The organism is Erythrobacter sp. S249, from assembly GCF_057364975.1.
Genome location: NZ_CP200287.1, coordinates 1,944,047 through 1,961,816, shown reverse-complemented (window position 1 = coordinate 1,961,816; position 17,770 = coordinate 1,944,047). Strand labels below are relative to the sequence as shown.

Here is a 17,770-nt window from a genome sequence, read left to right as displayed (position 1 = left end):
ATATGATGCGAGCAAAAGCGCTTCTCATGAGTGTGGGCGGCGCTTTTGCGCTCAGCGCCTGCACCGCGGCCGGTTCGGGCGAGGGCTCGGTTAAATCGGCCTCTGCCGCCAACACCGGCGATACGCGCACGGAGTTTCTGGGCGAAGACGGCAATGTGCCCTTCCCCTCGACCTACCGCGCTTATCCCGGAGCGGACACTTTGATCATCCCGACCACCGTTTTTGACGGTGCAGGCGGGCGGATCGACAATGGCTGGGTGCATTTTCGCGATGGCAAGATCGTGGCCGTTGGCGGGCCAACCACCGCTCCGCCAGAGGTCGCCAATGTCGTGGATGGTTCGGACAAGTTCGTAACGCCCGGCATCATCGATATTCACTCACACCTGGGCGATTATCCCACCCCTTCCGTCCCGGCGCATAGCGATGGCAATGAAGCCACCGCGCCCACCACGCCGGATGTATGGACCGAGCATTCGGTCTGGCCGCAAGACCCCGGCTTCAGCCGCGCCATGGCCAATGGCGGGATCACCAGCCTGCAAATCCTACCCGGCTCTGCCAATCTGATGGGCGGTCGTTCAGTTACGCTCAAAAACGTGCCGAGCCGCACCGTGCAGGGCATGAAATTCCCCGGCGCGCCTTATGGCTTTAAGATGGCCTGCGGTGAGAACCCAAAGCGGGTTTACGGCGGGCGCGGGCGCAAGCCTTCGACCCGGATGGGCAATTTCGCGGTCAATCGCCAGACCTGGCTCGACGCGATTGCCTACGCTGAAAATGATGATCCCAAGCGCGATCTGGGCAAGGAAACATTGGTCGGCGTGCTGGACGGCGATATCTTGGTTCACAACCATTGCTACCGCGCGGATGAGATGGCGCTGGTGATGGATATGGCCAAGGAAATGGGCTATAAAGTCACCGCGTTTCACCACGCGGTTGAGGCCTATAAGATCGGTGATCTGCTGCGCGAAAACGACGTGTGCAGCGCCATCTGGGCCGATTGGTACGGCTTTAAAATGGAAAGCTATGACGGCATTCCGCAAAACGCCGCCTACCTTCAACGCGAAGGCGCCTGCGTGGTCATCCACTCAGACGATGAAAACTCAATCCAACGCTTGAACCAAGAGGCCGCGAAAGCGCAGGCCGCCGGCGCGCGTATGGGCGTCAATATCAGCGATGCTGACGTGATCAGCTGGATCACTCTAAACGCAGCGAAAGCGATGGGCATTGATGATATGACCGGCAGCCTTGAGCCTGGCAAAATGGCCGATGTGGTGCTGTGGAATGGCGACCCGCTAAGTGTCTATTCACGGCCCGAGAAAGTCTGGGTTGATGGCGCTCTGCTCTACGATGCAAATGATCCAAAACGCAGGCCGGTGAGCGATTTTGAACTTGGCCAGCCCGGTGCAGGAGATGTGAAATGATGAAGCGTCTTTTGACCAGCGCGGCCTGTGCCGCGATCGCATTTGCCGCTCCTGCCGCAGCGCAAGACGTGATAATTTACAACGCAAAGATCGTTGTTGGTGATGGCAGCGAACCCATCGAAAGCGGCGCGGTTGTGATTGACGGCGGCAAAGTCGTTTATGCGGGCACGGCCCAAGGCCGGACCTTTGAAACTCAGACTTTGATTGACGCACAGGGCGCATTCGTCACCCCGGGCATTGTCGCCGCGGTCACCGACCTAGGCCTCTATGATGTCGGCGCTGTCGGCGCGAGCAATGACAGGTCTGCGCGTGATGCACGGTTTAACGCCGCGCTCGATGTGGCGCCTGCGATCAACCCCAGCTCTCAGCACATAAAGGTCAGCCGCGCTGGCGGCGTTACCCGCGCACTGGTTACGCCAGCGCACGGGAATTCGCTGTTTGCCGGACAAGGCGCAGTGATTGACTTGGGAGCAGACGCCAATGCGGTGATGGAGGCCAGAGCCTTCCAAATGGCCAACCTTGGCGAGCAAGGCGCGCGTCTATCGGGGGGCAGCCGCACCGCAGCCTATGTAGAACTGGAAAACGCGCTGCGTGAAGCCCGCGCCTTTGCCAGCGGATCGTGGGATGGCGAGGAAACTCTGCTGACCCGCGCCGATGCCGCCGCTCTGGTGCCGGTGATCAATGGCTCGCAGGAGCTTTATGTCGAGGTCGAACGCGCAGCGGATATTCGCAATGTGCTCGGCCTGAAACGTACGTATCCCAAGCTTGATCTGGTGCTGGTTGGCGCAAGCGAAGGCTGGCTGGTGGCGAGTGAAATTGCCGCCGCGCGCGTACCGGTGATCGCTGATGCACTCGATGACCTGCCCGCCAGTTTTGAGCAATTGGGCGCGACTCAATCCAATGTCGGCCGCATGGCAGCCGCGGGCGTAAAGGTCGCAATCGGGCGCATGTCCGGGGGCACCGATGGCCATCCACGCAGCGCCGCACAATTTGCGGGCAATCTGGTGGCCCTGGGAAAAGTGCCCGGCGCGAGCGGGCTGTCCTGGGGTCAGGCCTTCGCCACGATCAGCTCCATTCCGGCAGAAATCGCCGGACACGGCGGCAAGTTCGGCGTCCTGAAAGCGGGCGCAATCGGCGATGTCGTGATCTGGGACGGCGACCCTTTGGAGGTCGATTCCGTGCCGAGCAGAGTGTTCATTGCCGGTATCGAACAACCGCTGGACAATCATCAGAGCGAGCTGGCCAAGCGCTATCTCGATCTTGATGAGAGCCAGCTGCCAAAGGCGTATGACTGGTGAGGGACAAAGCACGTCTCAGCTAGGCAGAGGCGGTGATTTGGTCTAAGCCTATAAAAACAGAGCCTTTTAGGAGCCATCATGCTTTACGTCCGCGCCTTCGCCACCGCCTTATTCGTTTCATCCGTTGCGGCAGTACCAGCCGCCAGTGCGCAAGATGATGCCGCCGCAGTAATTGTCTGTGACAGCCCCGAAGCGCTGCAGAAGTCTTTGAATGGTGTGCTGAGCGATGCCAGCAGGTTCCAGCGGGTCGAGATCGTGCAGTCTTTTTTCAGGATCAGTTTTCACGGAAGAAGCGCCCAAAACCTGGGTTATTCGACAATCTGGGGTTATAGAGACAAGCACATCGATGGTTGGGTGGCACGCTCGACCAACGCTTTCCTCGATGATGGCCGAATGGATGATCAATGGGCTGGCTATCGTGGCAGCAGCAGGATTGGTCACAGCACCAGAGCATCGTATAACAAGTTTCTCGATTATTTTTGTTGGGCGGTCGAAGGCATGGATGCGCAAACGCTGTTAGACAAAGGCTCAGACAAGAAATACCTGAAGCGCTTGCTCCGCAAAAAACTCTGGAGAGAGGCGAGAGAGCAAGGACGCACGGTGGGTGATCAGTTTTGATTTCAGGCAATCGCACTTCGTCTCGTGATAAACACTGCCAATTGGTCGGGAACTGAGAGCAAACAATGCGAAAATGGACTGAAGGTTTTTGTGCTGGTGCGTGCGCCGTTTTCCTGTCTGCCGCCCCGGCCTTTGCGCAAAGTGAAGCGCCAGAAACTAGCGCCGCTGACGATGCGCAAAGCCTGTCATGGCACACCGCGCAGCAAACCTATCTGCTGGGCCTGAAACCCGCCGATGGGTGGCGCTATATCGACGGCGGCATCCGCTGGCGCTGGCTCGAATACAATGGCAGCGAGAACCGCCCCAACGTCTCAGACACGGTTACGGTGCATTACGAAGGCACGCTGATCGATGGGACGGTATTCGACAGCTCCTATCGCCGCGGCGAGCCAGCAACATTCCCACTCGCGCGGCTGATACCGGCATGGCAGCTTGCGATCCCAAAAATGGCAGTGGGTGAGACGATTGAAATCGCGGTGCCCGCTGACCTCGCCTATGGCGCTCGGGGCAGCAGGTCCATTCCAGGCAATGCGACGCTGATCTTCAAAATAGAGCTGATCGCGATCGCCGAGTAAGCGATTTGTCGCGCGCGCTGTTTCAATGTTAGGCTCCCAGCCATGAACAGCGCTCTGCTTGAACTCACCGCCGCTAACGCCGCCTTTGTCGGCACGCATTTTGCGATGTCGCACCCGCTGCGCGCGGGGCTCGTCCGCATGACAAGCAAGGTCGGCTTTCAAATCCTCTATTCGCTGGTGAGCGCAACGACACTAGCTTGGGTCTATTTCGCCTTTGTCGATGCGCCGAGCGGCGATTTGCCCGGCTCTGGCGAGATCGGATGGATCATCGCCACAGTGCTGACCTTGCCAGCGCTGGTCTTGCTCGCCGGGTCCTACATCGGCAATCCCGCCTTGCCGACGCCTATGGCCGAAGAGCAAGCGCGCGCTGAGCCGAGGGGCGTGTTTGCGGTCACTCGCCATCCAATGATGTGGAGCTTTGCGCTGTGGGCGCTTTCTCACATCATCCTCTTTTGGTCTTGGCGTACGATGATCGTCGCGCTGTCGATGGGGTTTTTGGCGCTGGTCGGCGCGAAGATGCAGGACAGCAAGAAGCAAGTCCTAATGGGCGATGCGTGGGTCCAGTGGGAGAGCAAGACGAGCTATTGGCCGCGATGGGGCAAGCTGCTCGGCGCGGGCGCATTGCCATGGACCGCCGGGCTGATCCTGTTCGTTTTCCTTAGCTGGCTGCACACGCCGCTGGGCGGATTTTCCGCTGGGATCTGGCGCTGGTTCTAAGGCAGCGCTCGCGGCGCTTCTGCGTTTGAGCCCCCCAGCTCTAAGGAAAGAATCCAATCAGCCCGCGCCTCGCCAGAGCTGCGCACAAACGACAGCTCGTGCCCCAACCCGTCGAAAGATTGAAACTCAGCATCAGGCGCCGCCTGAGCCAAAGCGCGCCCTTGGCTTTGCGGGATCAGGCCATCTCGCGTTCCGTGCTGGACCAGCACCGGCATATTAAGCTGCGAGATCTTATCAAGATTGCGGTATTGATCACGGACCAGTGGCTTTGCCGGGAGCCACCACAGGTTCGCCGCTGCTGCCTCTGGCAGGGATGTGAACGGCGAGACCAGGATCAGCGCCGCGGGATCATGGCGCAGAGCCATTTCCGTCGCCACGCCGCCGCCGATGGAATTGCCGACAATCACGGTTTGCGCCGCCGGTATGCCGAGCGCGCGCAGCCAAGCGATGGCCGCATCGCCATCCTTATAGAGGCCTTCCTCTGATGGCTCACCCGGATTACCGCCATAGCCGCGGTATTCGACCATCAGCACACCGAACCCGCGATCTGCCAGCGCGGCATTGGCCACGCCCGACCCGGTCAGCGAACCGCCATTGCCATGGAAGTACACCAGCGTTGGCAGGTTGCCGCTCGCGGAACGATAAAACGCGCGCAGGGCCAGGCCATCCTCAGTGGTGAGCGAGACCTCTTCATAGCCGGGGATCAGCGGCGCGGCATCCTGCGGCGCGGGATAGATCATCTTGGCCTGCATCGTCCAAAGCAGGATGATCAGCGCCAGATACAGCGCCGCGCCCACCAGCAGCAAGCGGATCAGGATCGCAGTCATGGCGGGCTATTCGCCTTTGAACTCAGGCACGCGCTTCTCAATCAAGGCCGCAACACCCTCTGCGTGATCCTGTGTCGTGTGCATCAGCGCCTGCGTATTGGCCGCCATTTCGAGCGCGCTGTCATAGCTGACTTGCTGGCCCTGGCGCAGCAGCATCTTGGCATGGCGCAGGGCATGGGGCGGCATGACCGCAACCTTATTCGCCAGAGCGCGGGATTCTTCCAGCAAGGCATCGTGTTCGACAACGCGGCTGACCAGGCCCCATTCCTCCGCCTTGGCCGCACCGATCACATCGCCGGTGTAGAATAGCTCAGACGCGCGGGCCTGCCCGATGACGCGCGGCAGGATCCACGTGCCGCCATCGCCGGGAATAATGCCGAGCTTTAGGAAGGTAACGCCGAATTTCGCTTTGTCGGAGGCGATGCGGATATCGGCAAGGCAGGCGACATCGCAGCCGAGCCCAATCGCGGGGCCATTGACCGCCGCGATCACAGGCACGCGCAGGCCGTACAGCGCGCGCAAGATGAGGTGGATGTTGTCACGGTAACCGTCGGAGATGGCGGGCGCAGACCCGCCAAACGTGCCGGTCTTGCTCTGCATCGCCTTGATATCGCCGCCCGCCGAGAAGGCGCGGCCCGCCCCGGTCAGGATAACGCAGCGCACATCCATATCGCGGTTGATCGCATCGCAAGCGGCGCGAAATTCATCGCCATCGCCGGGCGCGCCAAGCGGGTTCATCCTATCTGCACGGTCAATGGTGAGGGTGGTGACAGGACCGTCACGGGTGGTTTGGAGGAGGGTCATTGAGCAGGAAGTCCTTTTGGGTCTCAGCCTAATTGTGATTTGCTCGGGCGTTCTTAATCAATTGATCGACATTTCTTTCCGAAACACCAAGCAGATAAGCGATTTCCTGTTTCTCAATGTCGGGTTTTTCGCGCAGCATGTCCTCAACGGTACAAACGAGACTGTGAGCATTTACGTCAAAGAAAACACACGGAGTCGCCAACTTTCGGCCTTCAGCCAAGACGTCATAATACGTTGAGAAACGTTCGGGCCAATGGCCATTTTTCGCCAAAGCAAATTCGCTATCTGTCAGCCGAGCGATAAACCATTCGTCGAAAATGCGCTCTTCCTGCGCAACGAGCCAATTCGTTCGGCAGGCCTCGCATATCTGCAAATCGCGCCACCAGTGAGGTGAAGAGCGAGGAGTAAGATCATCGCGGACAAACGCCCAGAGCTTTTCTAAGTCCGCCTTCTCGACAGAATTATTCAAGCCCTCGCCTCTGCCTCGCTCTCGGAAACGCCTGCGCTGTTGTGCTTCAGCGCTTTCAGCACGCAATCGACGATTTGCGGCGCGTTGAGGCCAGCTTCGTCATATTGCTTGTCCGGGGAATCCTGATCGATGAACGTATCCGGCAGGCGCAAAGTCCGGACCTTCAAGGCCGTGCCACTGTCACCATCCGTCAGGCCTTCATCGCTAGCATAGGTCAGCACATGCGCGCCCAGCCCGCCAATCGCGCCCTCTTCGACCGTCACCACAACCTCATGCGTGCGCATCAGTTTGGCGATCAATTCCTCATCGAGCGGCTTGGCAAAGCGCATATCGGCGATGGTGGTTGAAAGCCCCTTTGCCTCCAGCTGATCGGCGGCCTTCTTGGCCTCTTCCAGTCGCGCGCCGAGCGAGAGGATCGCTACCTTGGTGCCTTCGCGCACGATCCGGCCTTTGCCGATCTCCAGCTTCTCCAGCGTTTCTGGCATCGGCACGCCGATGCCATTGCCGCGCGGATAGCGGAAGGCAATCGGCCCCTCGTCATACTCCGCCGCTGTGTAGGTCATATGCGCCAGCTCAGCTTCATCGGCCGCCGCCATCACCACCATGTTTGGCAGGGTGGCGAGATAGGTGATGTCAAAGCTGCCCGCATGGGTCGCGCCATCGGCCCCGACCAGACCGGCTCGGTCAATCGCGAAGCGCACGGGCAGGTTTTGGATCGCGACGTCATGCACCACTTGGTCATAGGCGCGCTGAAGGAAGGTTGAGTAAATCGCGGCAAAGGGGCGCATTCCCTGCGCCGCCAAACCAGCGGCAAAAGTGACGCCGTGCTGCTCGGCAATGCCGACGTCAAAGCTGCGTGTCGGATGGGCAGTGGCAAAGCGGTCCACCCCGGTGCCCGACGGCATCGCCGCGGTGATCGCGCAGATGCGCTCGTCCGTCTCGGCCAGCTTTGCCAGAGTGTCGCCAAACACGTTCTGGTATGCAGGCGGGCCAGCCGCGCCCTTTTTCTTCTCGCCGGTGACCACGTCAAATTTTGGCACGCCGTGATATTTGTCGGCGCTTTCCTCAGCGAATTTGTAGCCCTTGCCCTTGGTGGTGACGACATGGATCAGGACCGGACCTTCGGATGTGTCGCGCACATTTTCCAGCACTGGGATCAGGTGATCGAGATTGTGCCCATCGATCGGGCCGACATAATAAAAGCCGAGCTCTTCAAACAATGTTCCGCCGGTCACCATGCCGCGCGTGTATTCCTCTGCCTTGCGAATGCCTTGATGCATCCGGCGGCTCATTTTCTTGACCGCGCGGCTCGCAAGGCTGCGCAGGCCGAGATATTCGCTGGAGGAGACCATGCGCGCGAGATAGGCCGACAGCCCGCCAACCGGCGGCGCAATCGACATGTCATTGTCATTGAGGATCACGACCAGGCGATTGCCGGCTTGAGCGGCATTGTTCATCGCCTCATAGGCCATGCCAGCGCTCATCGCGCCATCGCCAATCACCGCGATTCCGCGACCTGGCTCACCCTTCAACTTATTCGCAACGGCAAAGCCGAGCGCGGCTGAAATCGAGGTGGACGAGTGCGCCGCGCCAAACGGATCATATTCGCTTTCCGCCCGCTTGGTGAAGCCAGACAGACCGCCGCCGCTGCGCAAGGTGCGAATACGGTCTCGCCGCTCGGTCAGGATTTTGTGCGGATAGCATTGGTGGCCCACGTCCCACACCAGCTTATCGTCCGGCGTATTGAAGACATAATGGATCGCCACAGTCAGCTCGACCACGCCAAGACCCGACCCCAGATGCCCGCCAGAGACACTGACCGCATCGATCATCTCTTCACGCAATTCGTCAGATAGTTGGCGGAGTTGCTCGGTCTTAAGCTCCCGAAGTTGCGCGGGATTGTTGACCGTATCGAGCAGCGGAGTGTCGGGCTTAGATGTCATTTGAAGAGCCTTACACCTTCAAAACAAAACTGTCGATGAACGCCTTGTCGCTTATGAAGCACGCTTCATCGTCGCTCGATGCGAGAAATGCAACGCTGTGTCGCTCGCCAGCAGCTTAGGTGCATGCGCGGCACAGGCCGCGAATCTCCAACACCGGTCGGCGCGTTTGAAAATCGCGGGCGCCGGCCAAGCCTCGAACAGTGCGGCTGACCTCGTCATCATCAATATGCGCAGTATCGCCGCATTCATCACAAACGAGGAAAATGCAATCATGCGCACAGCCGGGATGGGTGTTCGCAAGATAGGCGTTCGCGCTTTCAACCCTGAGCGCGAGATTGTTGCTCACGAACAGGTCGAGGATGCGGTACACGCTATTGGGCGCCACACGCTTGCCGCGCGAGGCAGAAAGATTGTCAGCAATATCGTAAGCGGAGGCTGGCCGTTCATGCTTGGCAAGCTCGGAGAACACCGCCTCGCGCATGCTGGTCCATTGCTCGCCGGCCGCGATCAACGCCGACTGAGCGGCCTCAATCAGGTTTTCGCCAGAGTGTTCTTCATGCGAGTGGTGATCGTGCGCTGTTGCCATGCGCAGCAATATAGGCGCCTTTGACCTGCGTTTCTAGTCAGCCGTCGCTGAGGAACGATGCGCGATATTGCGAAGGATACATGGATTTGAGCGCACGCACCTTTGGCGCGTCCCAGCGCACGATATATCCGTGACGCGGGTTCTTGCGCATAAAGTCCTGATGATAGCGTTCAGCCGGATAGAACTTCTTATAGCTCTCAATCTTCGTCACGATCGGTCCGCGCCATTTGCCCGACGCGCCCATCTGCTTGAGATAAGCGCGCGCAACGCGGCGCTGCTCGGCATTTTGCGGGACAAGCGCAGAGCGATAATGCGCGCCTACATCGGGGCCTTGGCGGTTCCTTAAGGTTGGGTCAGCCACAACAGAAAAGAAAATCTGCAGCAGCTCATCATAGCGCACGACGTAGGGATCATAAGTGATCCGCACCGCTTCGGCGTGATTGGTCATGCCGCTGATGATGGTGTTGTATTTCGCGGTTGAAGCCTTGCCTCCGTGATAGCCGGAGACGGCCGATTTCACGCCTTTGACATGGCTGAACACGCCTTCCACACCCCAGAAACACCCGCCGGCAAAGACGGCCGTTTTCAGGCCCGCGCCTTCTTTGGCTATAGTCTTGGAAGCGGGGGCATTGACCGGTTTTTCAAGCGCCTCAGCGGGGGAAGAACAACCAGCCAGGGCAAGGCCCGCGCTGGCAGCTAGAATGGCAAAAGACTTCATTATTCGCTCTCGATGATGAACTCACTCGAAGCTTGCACCGGATCAAATTTCTGCATTTCTGCCGCCTGAGCCGGGCTAGCGAAATCGCCGCTCAGCCCGTCGGTCGCGCTCAAACCCACCAGAACAGCACCAACGGCAAAGCCGACGGCGAAGCTGCGATAGAGGTCAGATTTGAACAGTCCCATGGGGTTTCTCTTACAGTTTAATTGTTGTTGGCGAGGGTCTTTAACACCCGGCGCTTTCCAACTGGTGAACGATGGCTTCAGACTGTGTTTCGTTGGATCAAACACAAAAGTTACGCATGGGCACGCAAAAAAGTTGCGTCTTTGTTGGTCCGCACGCCATCCGGCGCGCGATATCCTCGGAATTCCTTGTTTCGCCTCAAGCGCCGGCGTTCGCATCCGCTCACTTGGCTATCCTCCGCGCAAAGCGCTCCGGGCGGGCAGTCGCCCTTGCGACGCCTACGGCGCCGATTCAGTCCAATTCTACTGCTTTGGTCGCGAAACTCGGTCGGCGACTAGCCGACCGCAAGCCCGACCGGGCGCCCGCAGGCGATCCGTAGCGAAGCGGAGGAGTATCGCCGAGGACGAGGGCGCAGATGCGCCCTCGCAAGAGATCAATGCCTGAAGTGCCGCATCCCGGTGAAGACCATGGCCAGGCCCGCCTCATCGGCGGCTGCGATCACTTCTTCGTCGCGGATTGATCCGCCTGGTTGAATAACAGCGGTCGCGCCCGCCTCTGCGGCGGAGATCAAGCCATCGGCAAATGGGAAGAAGGCGTCTGAGGCCACGGCGCTGCCCTGAGTGCGCGGCGCATCCCATTCATAGGTCTCCGCCGCTTCCGCCGCTTTGATCGCAGCAATCCGGGCGGAATCGCGCCGGTTCATTTGACCTGCGCCAATGCCTGCGGTCGCGCCGTCTTTGGCATAGACAATCGCGTTCGACTTCACATGCCGCGCGACGGTCCACGCAAACAGGCAATCCTTCAGCTCTTGCTCCGTCGGCGCGCGCTTGGTCACCACCTTCAAATCATCCGGCAGCACCGCACCATTGTCACGCATCTGCAGCAGCATGCCGCCTGCAATGGTCTTCATCATAAAGCCGCCGCGGCGCGGATCCGGCAGAGCGCCGCATTCGAGCACGCGCAAATTTTTCTTCTTGGCGAAGATTTCGCGCGCCTCGGCGCTCACTTTGGGCGCGATGATGACTTCGGTGAAGATGCTGGCGATCTGCTCTGCGGTTGCTCCGTCCAGCTCCGTGTTGACCGCAACGATCCCGCCAAAGGCAGAGACACTGTCGCATTTGAGCGCCGCATCCCATGCCTCGACCAGGCTGGAACCTTGAGCGACACCGCAAGGGTTGGCGTGTTTGACGATCACGACCGCTGGGTCGCTGCCCGCAAATTCCGCCGCCAATTCCAGCGCCGCATCCGCATCGTTCAAATTGTTGTAGCTGAGCGCCTTGCCCTGCAATTGCTCCGCCTGCGGAACGCCCGCTGCGCCAACCGATTGCGGAACATAGACCGCCGCCTGCTGATGCGGGTTCTCGCCGTAACGCAAAGTGTCTGAACGTTTGAACGCCAGTGGCATGGTGTCGACAAATGGCGTCGCTTTCAGCGCCTCTGCACCCAGCGGATTGGTAAAGGCATCGCCGAACGCAAACCAATTGGCAATCGCCGCGTCATAGGCCGCCGTGCGGGCATAGGCCTTGCCCGCCATACGGAGGCGAAACGCATCTGACGTCGCGCCATCATTGGCGTCCAGCTCTTCCAGCAGTTCTGCGTAATCAGCGGCATCGGTCATGATCGTCACAAAACCGTGGTTCTTCGCCGCAGAGCGGACCATGCTTGGCCCGCCGATATCGATGTTCTCAATGATCTCGGCCCGGTCCGCGCCTTTCGCAACGGTTGCCTCAAACGGGTAGAGATTGACGACAACCAGATCGATAGCGCCAATGCTGTGCTCATCCATTGCAGCAACGTGTTCATCATTGTCGCGCAGCGCGAGCAATCCGCCGTGCACCGTTGGATGCAGGGTTTTCACCCGGCCATCCATCATCTCTGGAAAGCCGGTAAGCTCAGAAACATCGCGCACGTCCAGACCCGCCTCGCGCAGCGCCTTTGCCGTGCCGCCAGTGCTGACCAGCTCAACCCCGCGCGCTGCCAAGGCCTTGCCCAGCTCTGCCAATCCGCTTTTGTCGGACACTGAAAGCAATGCCCGTTTGATCGTTTTATCAGCCATAGATGGGCCCTCCGGGCCTTACCCCATTTTCTTTAGCAGCCAGGAGAATTCCCCTCCGCTGCGCGATGTCATACCTTCGATAACCAATTGCTCGGTCGCGTGCGGCGCGCCTGCGCCGTCGACCCACAGACTGTCTTCGCAGTTCAAAGTGGCCGTCTCGTCATCGCCGCGCATGCGGAATTGCCACAGGCCGCCATCGGGCAGCAGCAGGCTGGCCCCGCGCTTGTCATCGGACAGATGCACCTCAACCCCGCGCCCAAGGTGGAAACGGATGGCAAAGCTGATCTTGCCGCGCTTGGTCTTGCGCGATGCGGGCAGCAATACATCTTGCCCAGACAGCTCCGTGCCGTCGCCGCGCAGCGCCAATGTGCGGCGATGCGTCAAGCCAAAGCGGGCCGCATAGCCATCATGGCTGGCCTCAATCAAGGTCGCCGCATGGCTGCCTTTGCCAGAGCTGCCCTCTCCGATCAGGCGCCGTTCAACCTCGACCAGCTCCGCGCCTTTGCCGAGCTTACCGTGCAGTTTCACTGCCGTGGAATTGGCATCGTTCAGCACCAGAGTGGAATGCGCCGCTGTTGCGCGCAGGCCCTGGCGAATGCGGGCAGGGATTTGCCCGCCAGCTAGCGCGGAGCCGCCGCAGTTGACAACCAAACGCTGAGGCCCGTCGGACATTTCAAACGCCAGAGTGGAGGCGCAGCCGCAGCGGGTGTGGCGCGCACGCGGCGGCGGGGCCGCGTCAAATTGCACCACCGTTTGGCCGCCGCGCAGCCGCTGATAGCCCCAATGTTCGACATCTTTGAGCGGACGCGCGCGAATGCCGCTTGCCGCGATCAAAGCCGAGACCCGGTCCGCGCTGATCGCGCCATTGCCCTGCCAATTGCCCAGCGCCCCATCGCCATGGCGCAAGGTCAAAAGCGGCGGCACGAGCAATTCGCGCATCACGCCAAAGGCTTGCGGAGGCTCGATATTCGCCGCCTCATAACAGGCATCAAGATCGATCAGCAGCGCGAGGCTGAGCATTTGAGCATCGGGACAGCGCGACAAAACGCCGCCATCTTCCGCCACCAGATCGCCCAATGCGCGGATCAGGCCAGCCTCACCATAGAGGCGGCGAGGGCGGCCCTCTGGCAGCAACAATCCCGCAGCGGTGATCGCAGACCAACCGGCGAGTTGACCCAGCCCGCTGACCCCGCTGTTGGAGACATTGCGATCAAGCCAGCGCGCGGTGTCCTCGATCACGCTGAGCAGCCGCACCTTAAGCTTTGGATCGCCGCCCGCCAGCACCAGCGGCGCATGAACCAACCAAGCGAGCAGCCGTTGCCCGGTCAGCTCCACATCCCAGGCCCGGCCTTTGCCGGTCGATGGGCAGGAATTGAGCCAGGCGCGGGTGATCCGCTCTGCCACAGGCACGCAGTCTTCACGCGGCGCGCTGCACGCAAGATCGCGCAGCCAGCCAAAGCCGTGAACGAGCTGATCAAACACAGGACCAAGACGATTGGAGGAATCAAATTCAACCCGCGCAATTGGCAATTTCGCGCCATTGATCAGGAAATGTCCCGCCCTCAGCGCAATGCCAGAAGACCGATCCCCCTTCAGAGGGCTGTCGACCGTCGCCAAAACGCGCGTTTTGCGCGGGCGGCGGAATGGCGCGGACAATGCATGACCCGGCACGCCGAGACGGTAAGCAAAGCGAAGCATCGCTTCGCCCGGGCTGGCCCGCGGGGCAATCACATCGGTTAGCGCTAGCGCGCGGTCAGCCGCCAAGGGTGCAGGCGTCTCGCCATATTCAGGCGCGCCGTCAGAGCCGTCACCCGCTGGCGCAATCAACCGCTCATCGCCATCGGGCAGCGGGATCGCGAGGCTGGGCTGGCGCTCATCCGTTTCTGTTTCGCTAGGCTGAGCAGGCGCGTTTGCCCCCGCTTCATCGCGGGCCTCCCCCTCAGTGTCGCGAAACAGCGAGTCCATTACCCCTTGCCCTTCAGCGCAGAAATGTTGGCAGCGTAATGATCTGGTCCGCCTTTAAACGTGGCAGACCCGGCAACCAGCACATCGGCCCCGGCATCAACGCACATCCGAGCGGTTTCCGGGTTCACCCCGCCATCCACTTCCAAGTGAATATCGCGGCCCGTCGCATCAATCATCGCGCGAATGCGCTCAATCTTGGCCAATTGCGAATGGATGAAGCTCTGCCCGCCAAAGCCGGGATTGACGCTCATCACCAGGATCAGGTCGGCAAGGTCAATCAGATTGTCGAGCACTTCGACCGGTGTGCCAGGGTTCAAGACCACCCCCGCCTTTTTGCCGAGCGCCCGGATCGCCTGCAATGTCCGGTGGCAATGCGGCCCAGCCTCTGGGTGAACGGTGATGATATCCGCGCCCGCCTCAGCGAATGCTTCAAGATAGGGATCAACCGGCGAAATCATCAAATGCACGTCAAACGTCTTGGCCGTGTGCGGACGCAGCGCCTTCACCACATCAGGACCAATGGTGATATTTGGCACGTAATGCCCATCCATCACATCAATGTGGATCCAATCAGCGCCCGCCTCATCAATCGCGCGCACTTCTGTGCCGAGCTGCGAAAAATCAGCCGATAGAATAGAGGGAGAAATCAGCGGTGCTGCCATGACGGGTCCATTGCCGTGTGTCCTAGCGACACGAAATTTGCACTATGCCAGGTTAATGCCGAAGTAAGGGCCTGCGAATCGGCGAACAACCGCCGTTTTACCCTTTTCCACGGGAGTTAAGCCGAGCTGCGCCTCTACCAAGCCTGAACGCATCAAATCAGACGAATTCAGCCGTAATTCAGCGCGGCACGGCCATAAGCGTGGGTGTACAGGCCCAACAATGGGTTAGAAACGCTGCGTATCAAAACGGCGCAGCCGGGGCAAAAGACAGAAATTGAAGGTTAGTATGAAGACTATTTTCGCAGGATTGAGCGCGCTTGGACTGGCGCTGGCAGGCGCGGCTGCGCTGTCCACGCCCGCCGCAGCGCAGAGCGAATATCGCCAGAAAATCTCCAATGACATGCGCAAATGCGCGCCTGGCAAAGGGCCCGCCGTGCGCGTGACCGTGTCCGGCATCAAAAGCGCAACCGGCAAGGTTCGGGTGCAGCTGTATCGCGGTACTAAGACCGAATGGCTTGCGAAAGGGCGCTGGCTCAACCGGATTGAGGTGCCCGCGCGCAAGGGCAATATGACGTTCTGCATGCCCGTGCCCGCGAGCGGTAGCTATGCGATCGCCGCGCGACATGATGCCAATGGCAATGGCGAAACCGATATTCGTCAGGATGGCGGCGCGATGTCGCGCAACCCATCGATCAATATCTTCAATCTGGGCAAGCCGAGTGTGAGCAAAACGCGCTTTAACGCCGGCGCAGGCGTCAGCTCGATTGCCATTCAGATGAAGTATTTCAGCTAAGGCTCAGCTCTGACGGCGGTGCCGCCACAGTGCAAACAGCACGCCGGGCGCCGCCAATAGAGGGTATTTCTCGCGAAACGGCGTCACTTCGACCGGCATTCCGGTGTGGCGCTCCACCTTCCACGCGGCATAGCGCGCTGCGCCCTCAAAGGTTGTGCTGGCTTTGATCAGCCGCAGGAAATTGAGCGGTTTGCCTAGCCGTCTGCGCTTGCTCCACCAAGCCAATATGCGCGCACGCTCGGCCGCCGGGAGGTGCGGCGTTAATTGCTCACCATCTCTATCAAATTCAATGCCTTGTGCGGCGAGTGCAAGTGGTAGCAGGCCGCTAAAATGCTCCGCATTGACCGAGAGAATATCGTTCTCGCGTCCCGCTTTTTCGACCCGGAATTCCGCTTTGTAAGTCGCCTGAAACAGAGCGCGCCAATAATCCTCTGCGCTGCCAGTTTTGGGCCCTAGCGCGGCGGCCAGCCGTGCCGCGGTCATCGCTGCCTGTGCGGCAGCCGCCGTGACGTCAGCCTGCGCAGCGTCATCACTGGTCCAGATCAGCGCACTGGGCTGAACGAAGCGCGCCCAAATCGTGGTGTCGGTGAGTTCTCCTGCCGCGGCTCTCGCAAAAGCGGCCAAAGACATGGTCGCAACCTTGGCCCTCAGCGTGACGCCTCCGCCAATCTCCCACTCATGATAGCTGACGCGCGGCCAAATCCGCTCGATCTGATCACCAGGCAGCAGGACGTAAAAATCGAGCACGCCTTCAAGCGATCCGGTGCGCAAGTTCGACCCATAGAACAGCACTGCGCGCGCACCCGCCGCCTCGCCCAGAGCGGCTGCAAAGCTGCGCACTTCATCGCCAATCGGCGCGGCCAATTGTTTGGTGATGCGCGCCTCAAGCGCCGCTGGCGCCTGCTTCTGCGCGTTCACGGGGTTACGAATTCCAGCTCTTGGCTTTGCTCGATCCGGTATTTCCCAGCCGGAAATGCCTCACCGTCCAAAATCACCTGGCCATCAATATCGAGCGTAAAGCTGGGCGCGCTAACCTGATGAATGCCGCGTTCCCGCAGGTTCTTCGGCGTCCACCCGCGCGTCAAAATCGGCAGCAAAGCAGCGGTACGGCGGGTGATTTGATCGAGTGCGACCAGTCGCAGGCCCTTGGTGAGCTTGCCAAATGGCTTAAGGCCAGCAGGCAAGCGCTCCAAGGTGGAGGCAAACAGCAATTGCCGCCGTTTAGGATCGCCGTGTCCGCTATGTTCCATCAGCGCGCCGTTCGGCCCAAGTCTCAGTTCCATCTCCGCGCCGCGGCGCCAAACATTAGTAGGCGAACCAAGCAGCGATTGCAGGATCACCCATGCGGTGGCCACGGCCACAACGACGGAATCGAAAGCACCCAGCCGATGCGCGCTTTGGCCAGTTTGCGTGGTTGCCCGGGCAAATGCGCCCGCGCCCATGATAAAGCCCAGAACGCGTGACTTGGGTCCGGTCAGCGCGGTCAGCGCCATTGGGCGGCGCAAAATCCGGCCGCCATTATCGAGCGCATCGATCGCGCCTTGCAGCGTCCAATCGAGCGGTACATCGAGATCAACCGTCAGCGCATTGGTCTTACCCTTCGGCAAGACCGCAATCGGCGGCCAATCATCGCCGAAAATACTCTGTCCGCAGGTCAGCACATCGCGCACGGTTCCGTCGCCGCCATTGATGACGAGCAGATCGATCCCGCGCTTGGCGAGACTGGACAGGGCCTGAGGCAGTTGATTGCGATCGCCGGGCTGCACGATGTAAACATCCGGGCTGATCCCACAGTCAAAGTCCTGGCCTTTGTTGCGGTGGCTACGCGGATTGTAGATCACGCCAACAGTCGGCGCTTCACCCGGCGCGCGCGGGCGGCGCGGCCCAGAACGGGGCGCAGACACGGCTCCGCGCGCAGCATCCGGCTGCGAACTTTGCGGAAATTCGTATATCGACGTGCCCATAATTGCGGCTCCTAGCGGCAAACGGGGTTAGTCTGCCAGAAATTTCTCGCTCTGCTGACGTTACGGTTGGCGGGCGCTGCTGGTTACATCGAGGCTAAATTGCCCATGGCAAGCCCAGTTTTGCGACCGTCCGAGGCATCTGTGCAGCAGATACGGTGCAGCGCGCACAATTCG

18 protein-coding genes are annotated in these 17,770 nt (G+C 60.2%); 6 read left to right on the top strand and 12 right to left on the bottom strand.

The window, feature by feature from the left end; genetic code table 11:
- Positions 1-26: 26 nt before the first annotated feature.
- From AC0V6V_RS09335 to AC0V6V_RS09315, 5 genes are all read left to right on the top strand, one after another.
- Positions 27-1,418, top strand: coding sequence for an amidohydrolase (locus tag AC0V6V_RS09335; RefSeq protein ID WP_486165115.1), 1,392 nt, complete (start codon positions 27-29; stop codon positions 1,416-1,418).
- Positions 1,418-2,716, top strand: a complete 1,299-nt coding sequence (locus AC0V6V_RS09330; protein WP_486166076.1) for an amidohydrolase family protein — start codon at positions 1,418-1,420, stop codon at positions 2,714-2,716. The genes AC0V6V_RS09335 and AC0V6V_RS09330 overlap by 1 nt, the downstream gene beginning before the upstream one ends.
- 78 nt (positions 2,717-2,794) lie before the next feature.
- Positions 2,795-3,334 (top strand): hypothetical protein, encoded by a 540-nt coding sequence (locus AC0V6V_RS09325; protein WP_486165114.1) that lies wholly within the window; start codon positions 2,795-2,797, stop codon positions 3,332-3,334.
- Positions 3,335-3,399: 65 nt separating this feature from the next.
- Entirely contained in the window at positions 3,400-3,909 is a 510-nt protein-coding gene (locus tag AC0V6V_RS09320) for an FKBP-type peptidyl-prolyl cis-trans isomerase (RefSeq protein WP_486165113.1), read from the top strand.
- A gap of 42 nt (positions 3,910-3,951) precedes the next feature.
- Positions 3,952-4,626 (top strand): NnrU family protein, encoded by a 675-nt coding sequence (locus AC0V6V_RS09315; protein ID WP_486165112.1) that lies wholly within the window; start codon positions 3,952-3,954, stop codon positions 4,624-4,626.
- Here the strand turns inward: AC0V6V_RS09315 and AC0V6V_RS09310 are convergent.
- From AC0V6V_RS09310 to rpe, 10 genes are all read right to left on the bottom strand, one after another.
- Positions 4,623-5,453, bottom strand: a complete 831-nt coding sequence (locus AC0V6V_RS09310; RefSeq protein WP_486165111.1) for an alpha/beta hydrolase — start codon at positions 5,451-5,453, stop codon at positions 4,623-4,625. The genes AC0V6V_RS09315 and AC0V6V_RS09310 overlap by 4 nt on opposite strands.
- Before the next feature lie 6 nt (positions 5,454-5,459).
- The gene (locus AC0V6V_RS09305) at positions 5,460-6,257 is read right to left on the bottom strand and encodes a crotonase/enoyl-CoA hydratase family protein (RefSeq protein WP_486165110.1); all 798 of its coding nucleotides are present in this window, start codon (positions 6,255-6,257) and stop codon (positions 5,460-5,462) included.
- Positions 6,258-6,285: 28 nt separating this feature from the next.
- The gene (locus AC0V6V_RS09300) at positions 6,286-6,726 is read right to left on the bottom strand and encodes a hypothetical protein (protein ID WP_486165109.1); all 441 of its coding nucleotides are present in this window, start codon (positions 6,724-6,726) and stop codon (positions 6,286-6,288) included.
- Positions 6,723-8,669: a 1-deoxy-D-xylulose-5-phosphate synthase gene (gene dxs / locus AC0V6V_RS09295; protein WP_486165108.1), complete on the bottom strand. Its 1,947-nt coding sequence runs from the start codon at positions 8,667-8,669 to the stop codon at positions 6,723-6,725. Before dxs ends, AC0V6V_RS09300 begins: the two co-directional genes overlap by 4 nt.
- A 115-nt stretch (positions 8,670-8,784) precedes the next feature.
- Positions 8,785-9,255: a Fur family transcriptional regulator gene (locus tag AC0V6V_RS09290; RefSeq protein WP_486165107.1), complete on the bottom strand. Its 471-nt coding sequence runs from the start codon at positions 9,253-9,255 to the stop codon at positions 8,785-8,787.
- Between the two features lie 37 nt (positions 9,256-9,292).
- Positions 9,293-9,973, bottom strand: a complete 681-nt coding sequence (gene msrA, locus AC0V6V_RS09285) for a peptide-methionine (S)-S-oxide reductase MsrA (RefSeq protein WP_486165106.1) — start codon at positions 9,971-9,973, stop codon at positions 9,293-9,295.
- Positions 9,973-10,158, bottom strand: a complete 186-nt coding sequence (locus tag AC0V6V_RS09280; protein ID WP_486137697.1) for a hypothetical protein — start codon at positions 10,156-10,158, stop codon at positions 9,973-9,975. Before AC0V6V_RS09280 ends, msrA begins: the two co-directional genes overlap by 1 nt.
- Positions 10,159-10,589: 431 nt before the next feature.
- Positions 10,590-12,212, bottom strand: coding sequence for a bifunctional phosphoribosylaminoimidazolecarboxamide formyltransferase/IMP cyclohydrolase (purH, locus tag AC0V6V_RS09275; RefSeq protein WP_486165105.1), 1,623 nt, complete (start codon positions 12,210-12,212; stop codon positions 10,590-10,592).
- 18 nt (positions 12,213-12,230) lie between these two features.
- Entirely contained in the window at positions 12,231-14,177 is a 1,947-nt protein-coding gene (locus tag AC0V6V_RS09270) for a heparinase II/III family protein (RefSeq protein ID WP_486165104.1), read from the bottom strand.
- Positions 14,177-14,839 carry a ribulose-phosphate 3-epimerase gene (rpe, locus tag AC0V6V_RS09265; RefSeq protein ID WP_486165103.1) on the bottom strand — a complete coding sequence of 221 codons (663 nt, stop codon included), beginning with the start codon at positions 14,837-14,839 and terminating at the stop codon, positions 14,177-14,179. Before rpe ends, AC0V6V_RS09270 begins: the two co-directional genes overlap by 1 nt.
- A gap of 286 nt (positions 14,840-15,125) precedes the next feature.
- On the opposite strand from rpe, the gene AC0V6V_RS09260 reads away from it, so the two are divergent.
- Entirely contained in the window at positions 15,126-15,632 is a 507-nt protein-coding gene (locus AC0V6V_RS09260; RefSeq protein ID WP_486165102.1) for a DUF2141 domain-containing protein, read from the top strand.
- A 3-nt stretch (positions 15,633-15,635) separates the two neighbouring features.
- Here AC0V6V_RS09260 and AC0V6V_RS09255 read toward each other — a convergent pair whose 3' ends face one another.
- Both AC0V6V_RS09255 and AC0V6V_RS09250 read right to left on the bottom strand, forming a co-directional pair.
- The gene (locus AC0V6V_RS09255; protein WP_486165101.1) at positions 15,636-16,550 is read right to left on the bottom strand and encodes a hypothetical protein; all 915 of its coding nucleotides are present in this window, start codon (positions 16,548-16,550) and stop codon (positions 15,636-15,638) included.
- Positions 16,547-17,596 (bottom strand): diacylglycerol/lipid kinase family protein, encoded by a 1,050-nt coding sequence (locus AC0V6V_RS09250; RefSeq protein ID WP_486165100.1) that lies wholly within the window; start codon positions 17,594-17,596, stop codon positions 16,547-16,549. The genes AC0V6V_RS09255 and AC0V6V_RS09250 overlap by 4 nt, the downstream gene beginning before the upstream one ends.
- Positions 17,597-17,770: the final 174 nt, after the last annotated feature.

What these genes read in the sequence shown, in the direction of transcription:
- msrA (WP_486165106.1), bottom strand. Translation starts at nt 9,973, where the DNA reads ATGAAGTCTTTTGCCATTCTAGCTGCCAGCGCGGGCCTTGCCCTGGCT.
- AC0V6V_RS09280 (WP_486137697.1), bottom strand. Translation starts at nt 10,158, where the DNA reads ATGGGACTGTTCAAATCTGACCTCTATCGCAGCTTCGCCGTCGGCTTT.
- AC0V6V_RS09330 (WP_486166076.1), top strand. Translation starts at nt 1,418, where the DNA reads ATGAAGCGTCTTTTGACCAGCGCGGCCTGTGCCGCGATCGCATTTGCC.
- dxs (WP_486165108.1), bottom strand. Translation starts at nt 8,669, where the DNA reads ATGACATCTAAGCCCGACACTCCGCTGCTCGATACGGTCAACAATCCC.
- AC0V6V_RS09250 (WP_486165100.1), bottom strand. Translation starts at nt 17,596, where the DNA reads ATGGGCACGTCGATATACGAATTTCCGCAAAGTTCGCAGCCGGATGCT.
- AC0V6V_RS09320 (WP_486165113.1), top strand. Translation starts at nt 3,400, where the DNA reads ATGCGAAAATGGACTGAAGGTTTTTGTGCTGGTGCGTGCGCCGTTTTC.
- AC0V6V_RS09270 (WP_486165104.1), bottom strand. Translation starts at nt 14,177, where the DNA reads ATGGACTCGCTGTTTCGCGACACTGAGGGGGAGGCCCGCGATGAAGCG.
- AC0V6V_RS09335 (WP_486165115.1), top strand. Translation starts at nt 27, where the DNA reads ATGAGTGTGGGCGGCGCTTTTGCGCTCAGCGCCTGCACCGCGGCCGGT.
- AC0V6V_RS09325 (WP_486165114.1), top strand. Translation starts at nt 2,795, where the DNA reads ATGCTTTACGTCCGCGCCTTCGCCACCGCCTTATTCGTTTCATCCGTT.
- AC0V6V_RS09260 (WP_486165102.1), top strand. Translation starts at nt 15,126, where the DNA reads ATGAAGACTATTTTCGCAGGATTGAGCGCGCTTGGACTGGCGCTGGCA.
- AC0V6V_RS09290 (WP_486165107.1), bottom strand. Translation starts at nt 9,255, where the DNA reads ATGGCAACAGCGCACGATCACCACTCGCATGAAGAACACTCTGGCGAA.
- AC0V6V_RS09310 (WP_486165111.1), bottom strand. Translation starts at nt 5,453, where the DNA reads ATGACTGCGATCCTGATCCGCTTGCTGCTGGTGGGCGCGGCGCTGTAT.
- AC0V6V_RS09315 (WP_486165112.1), top strand. Translation starts at nt 3,952, where the DNA reads ATGAACAGCGCTCTGCTTGAACTCACCGCCGCTAACGCCGCCTTTGTC.
- AC0V6V_RS09305 (WP_486165110.1), bottom strand. Translation starts at nt 6,257, where the DNA reads ATGACCCTCCTCCAAACCACCCGTGACGGTCCTGTCACCACCCTCACC.
- rpe (WP_486165103.1), bottom strand. Translation starts at nt 14,839, where the DNA reads ATGGCAGCACCGCTGATTTCTCCCTCTATTCTATCGGCTGATTTTTCG.
- purH (WP_486165105.1), bottom strand. Translation starts at nt 12,212, where the DNA reads ATGGCTGATAAAACGATCAAACGGGCATTGCTTTCAGTGTCCGACAAA.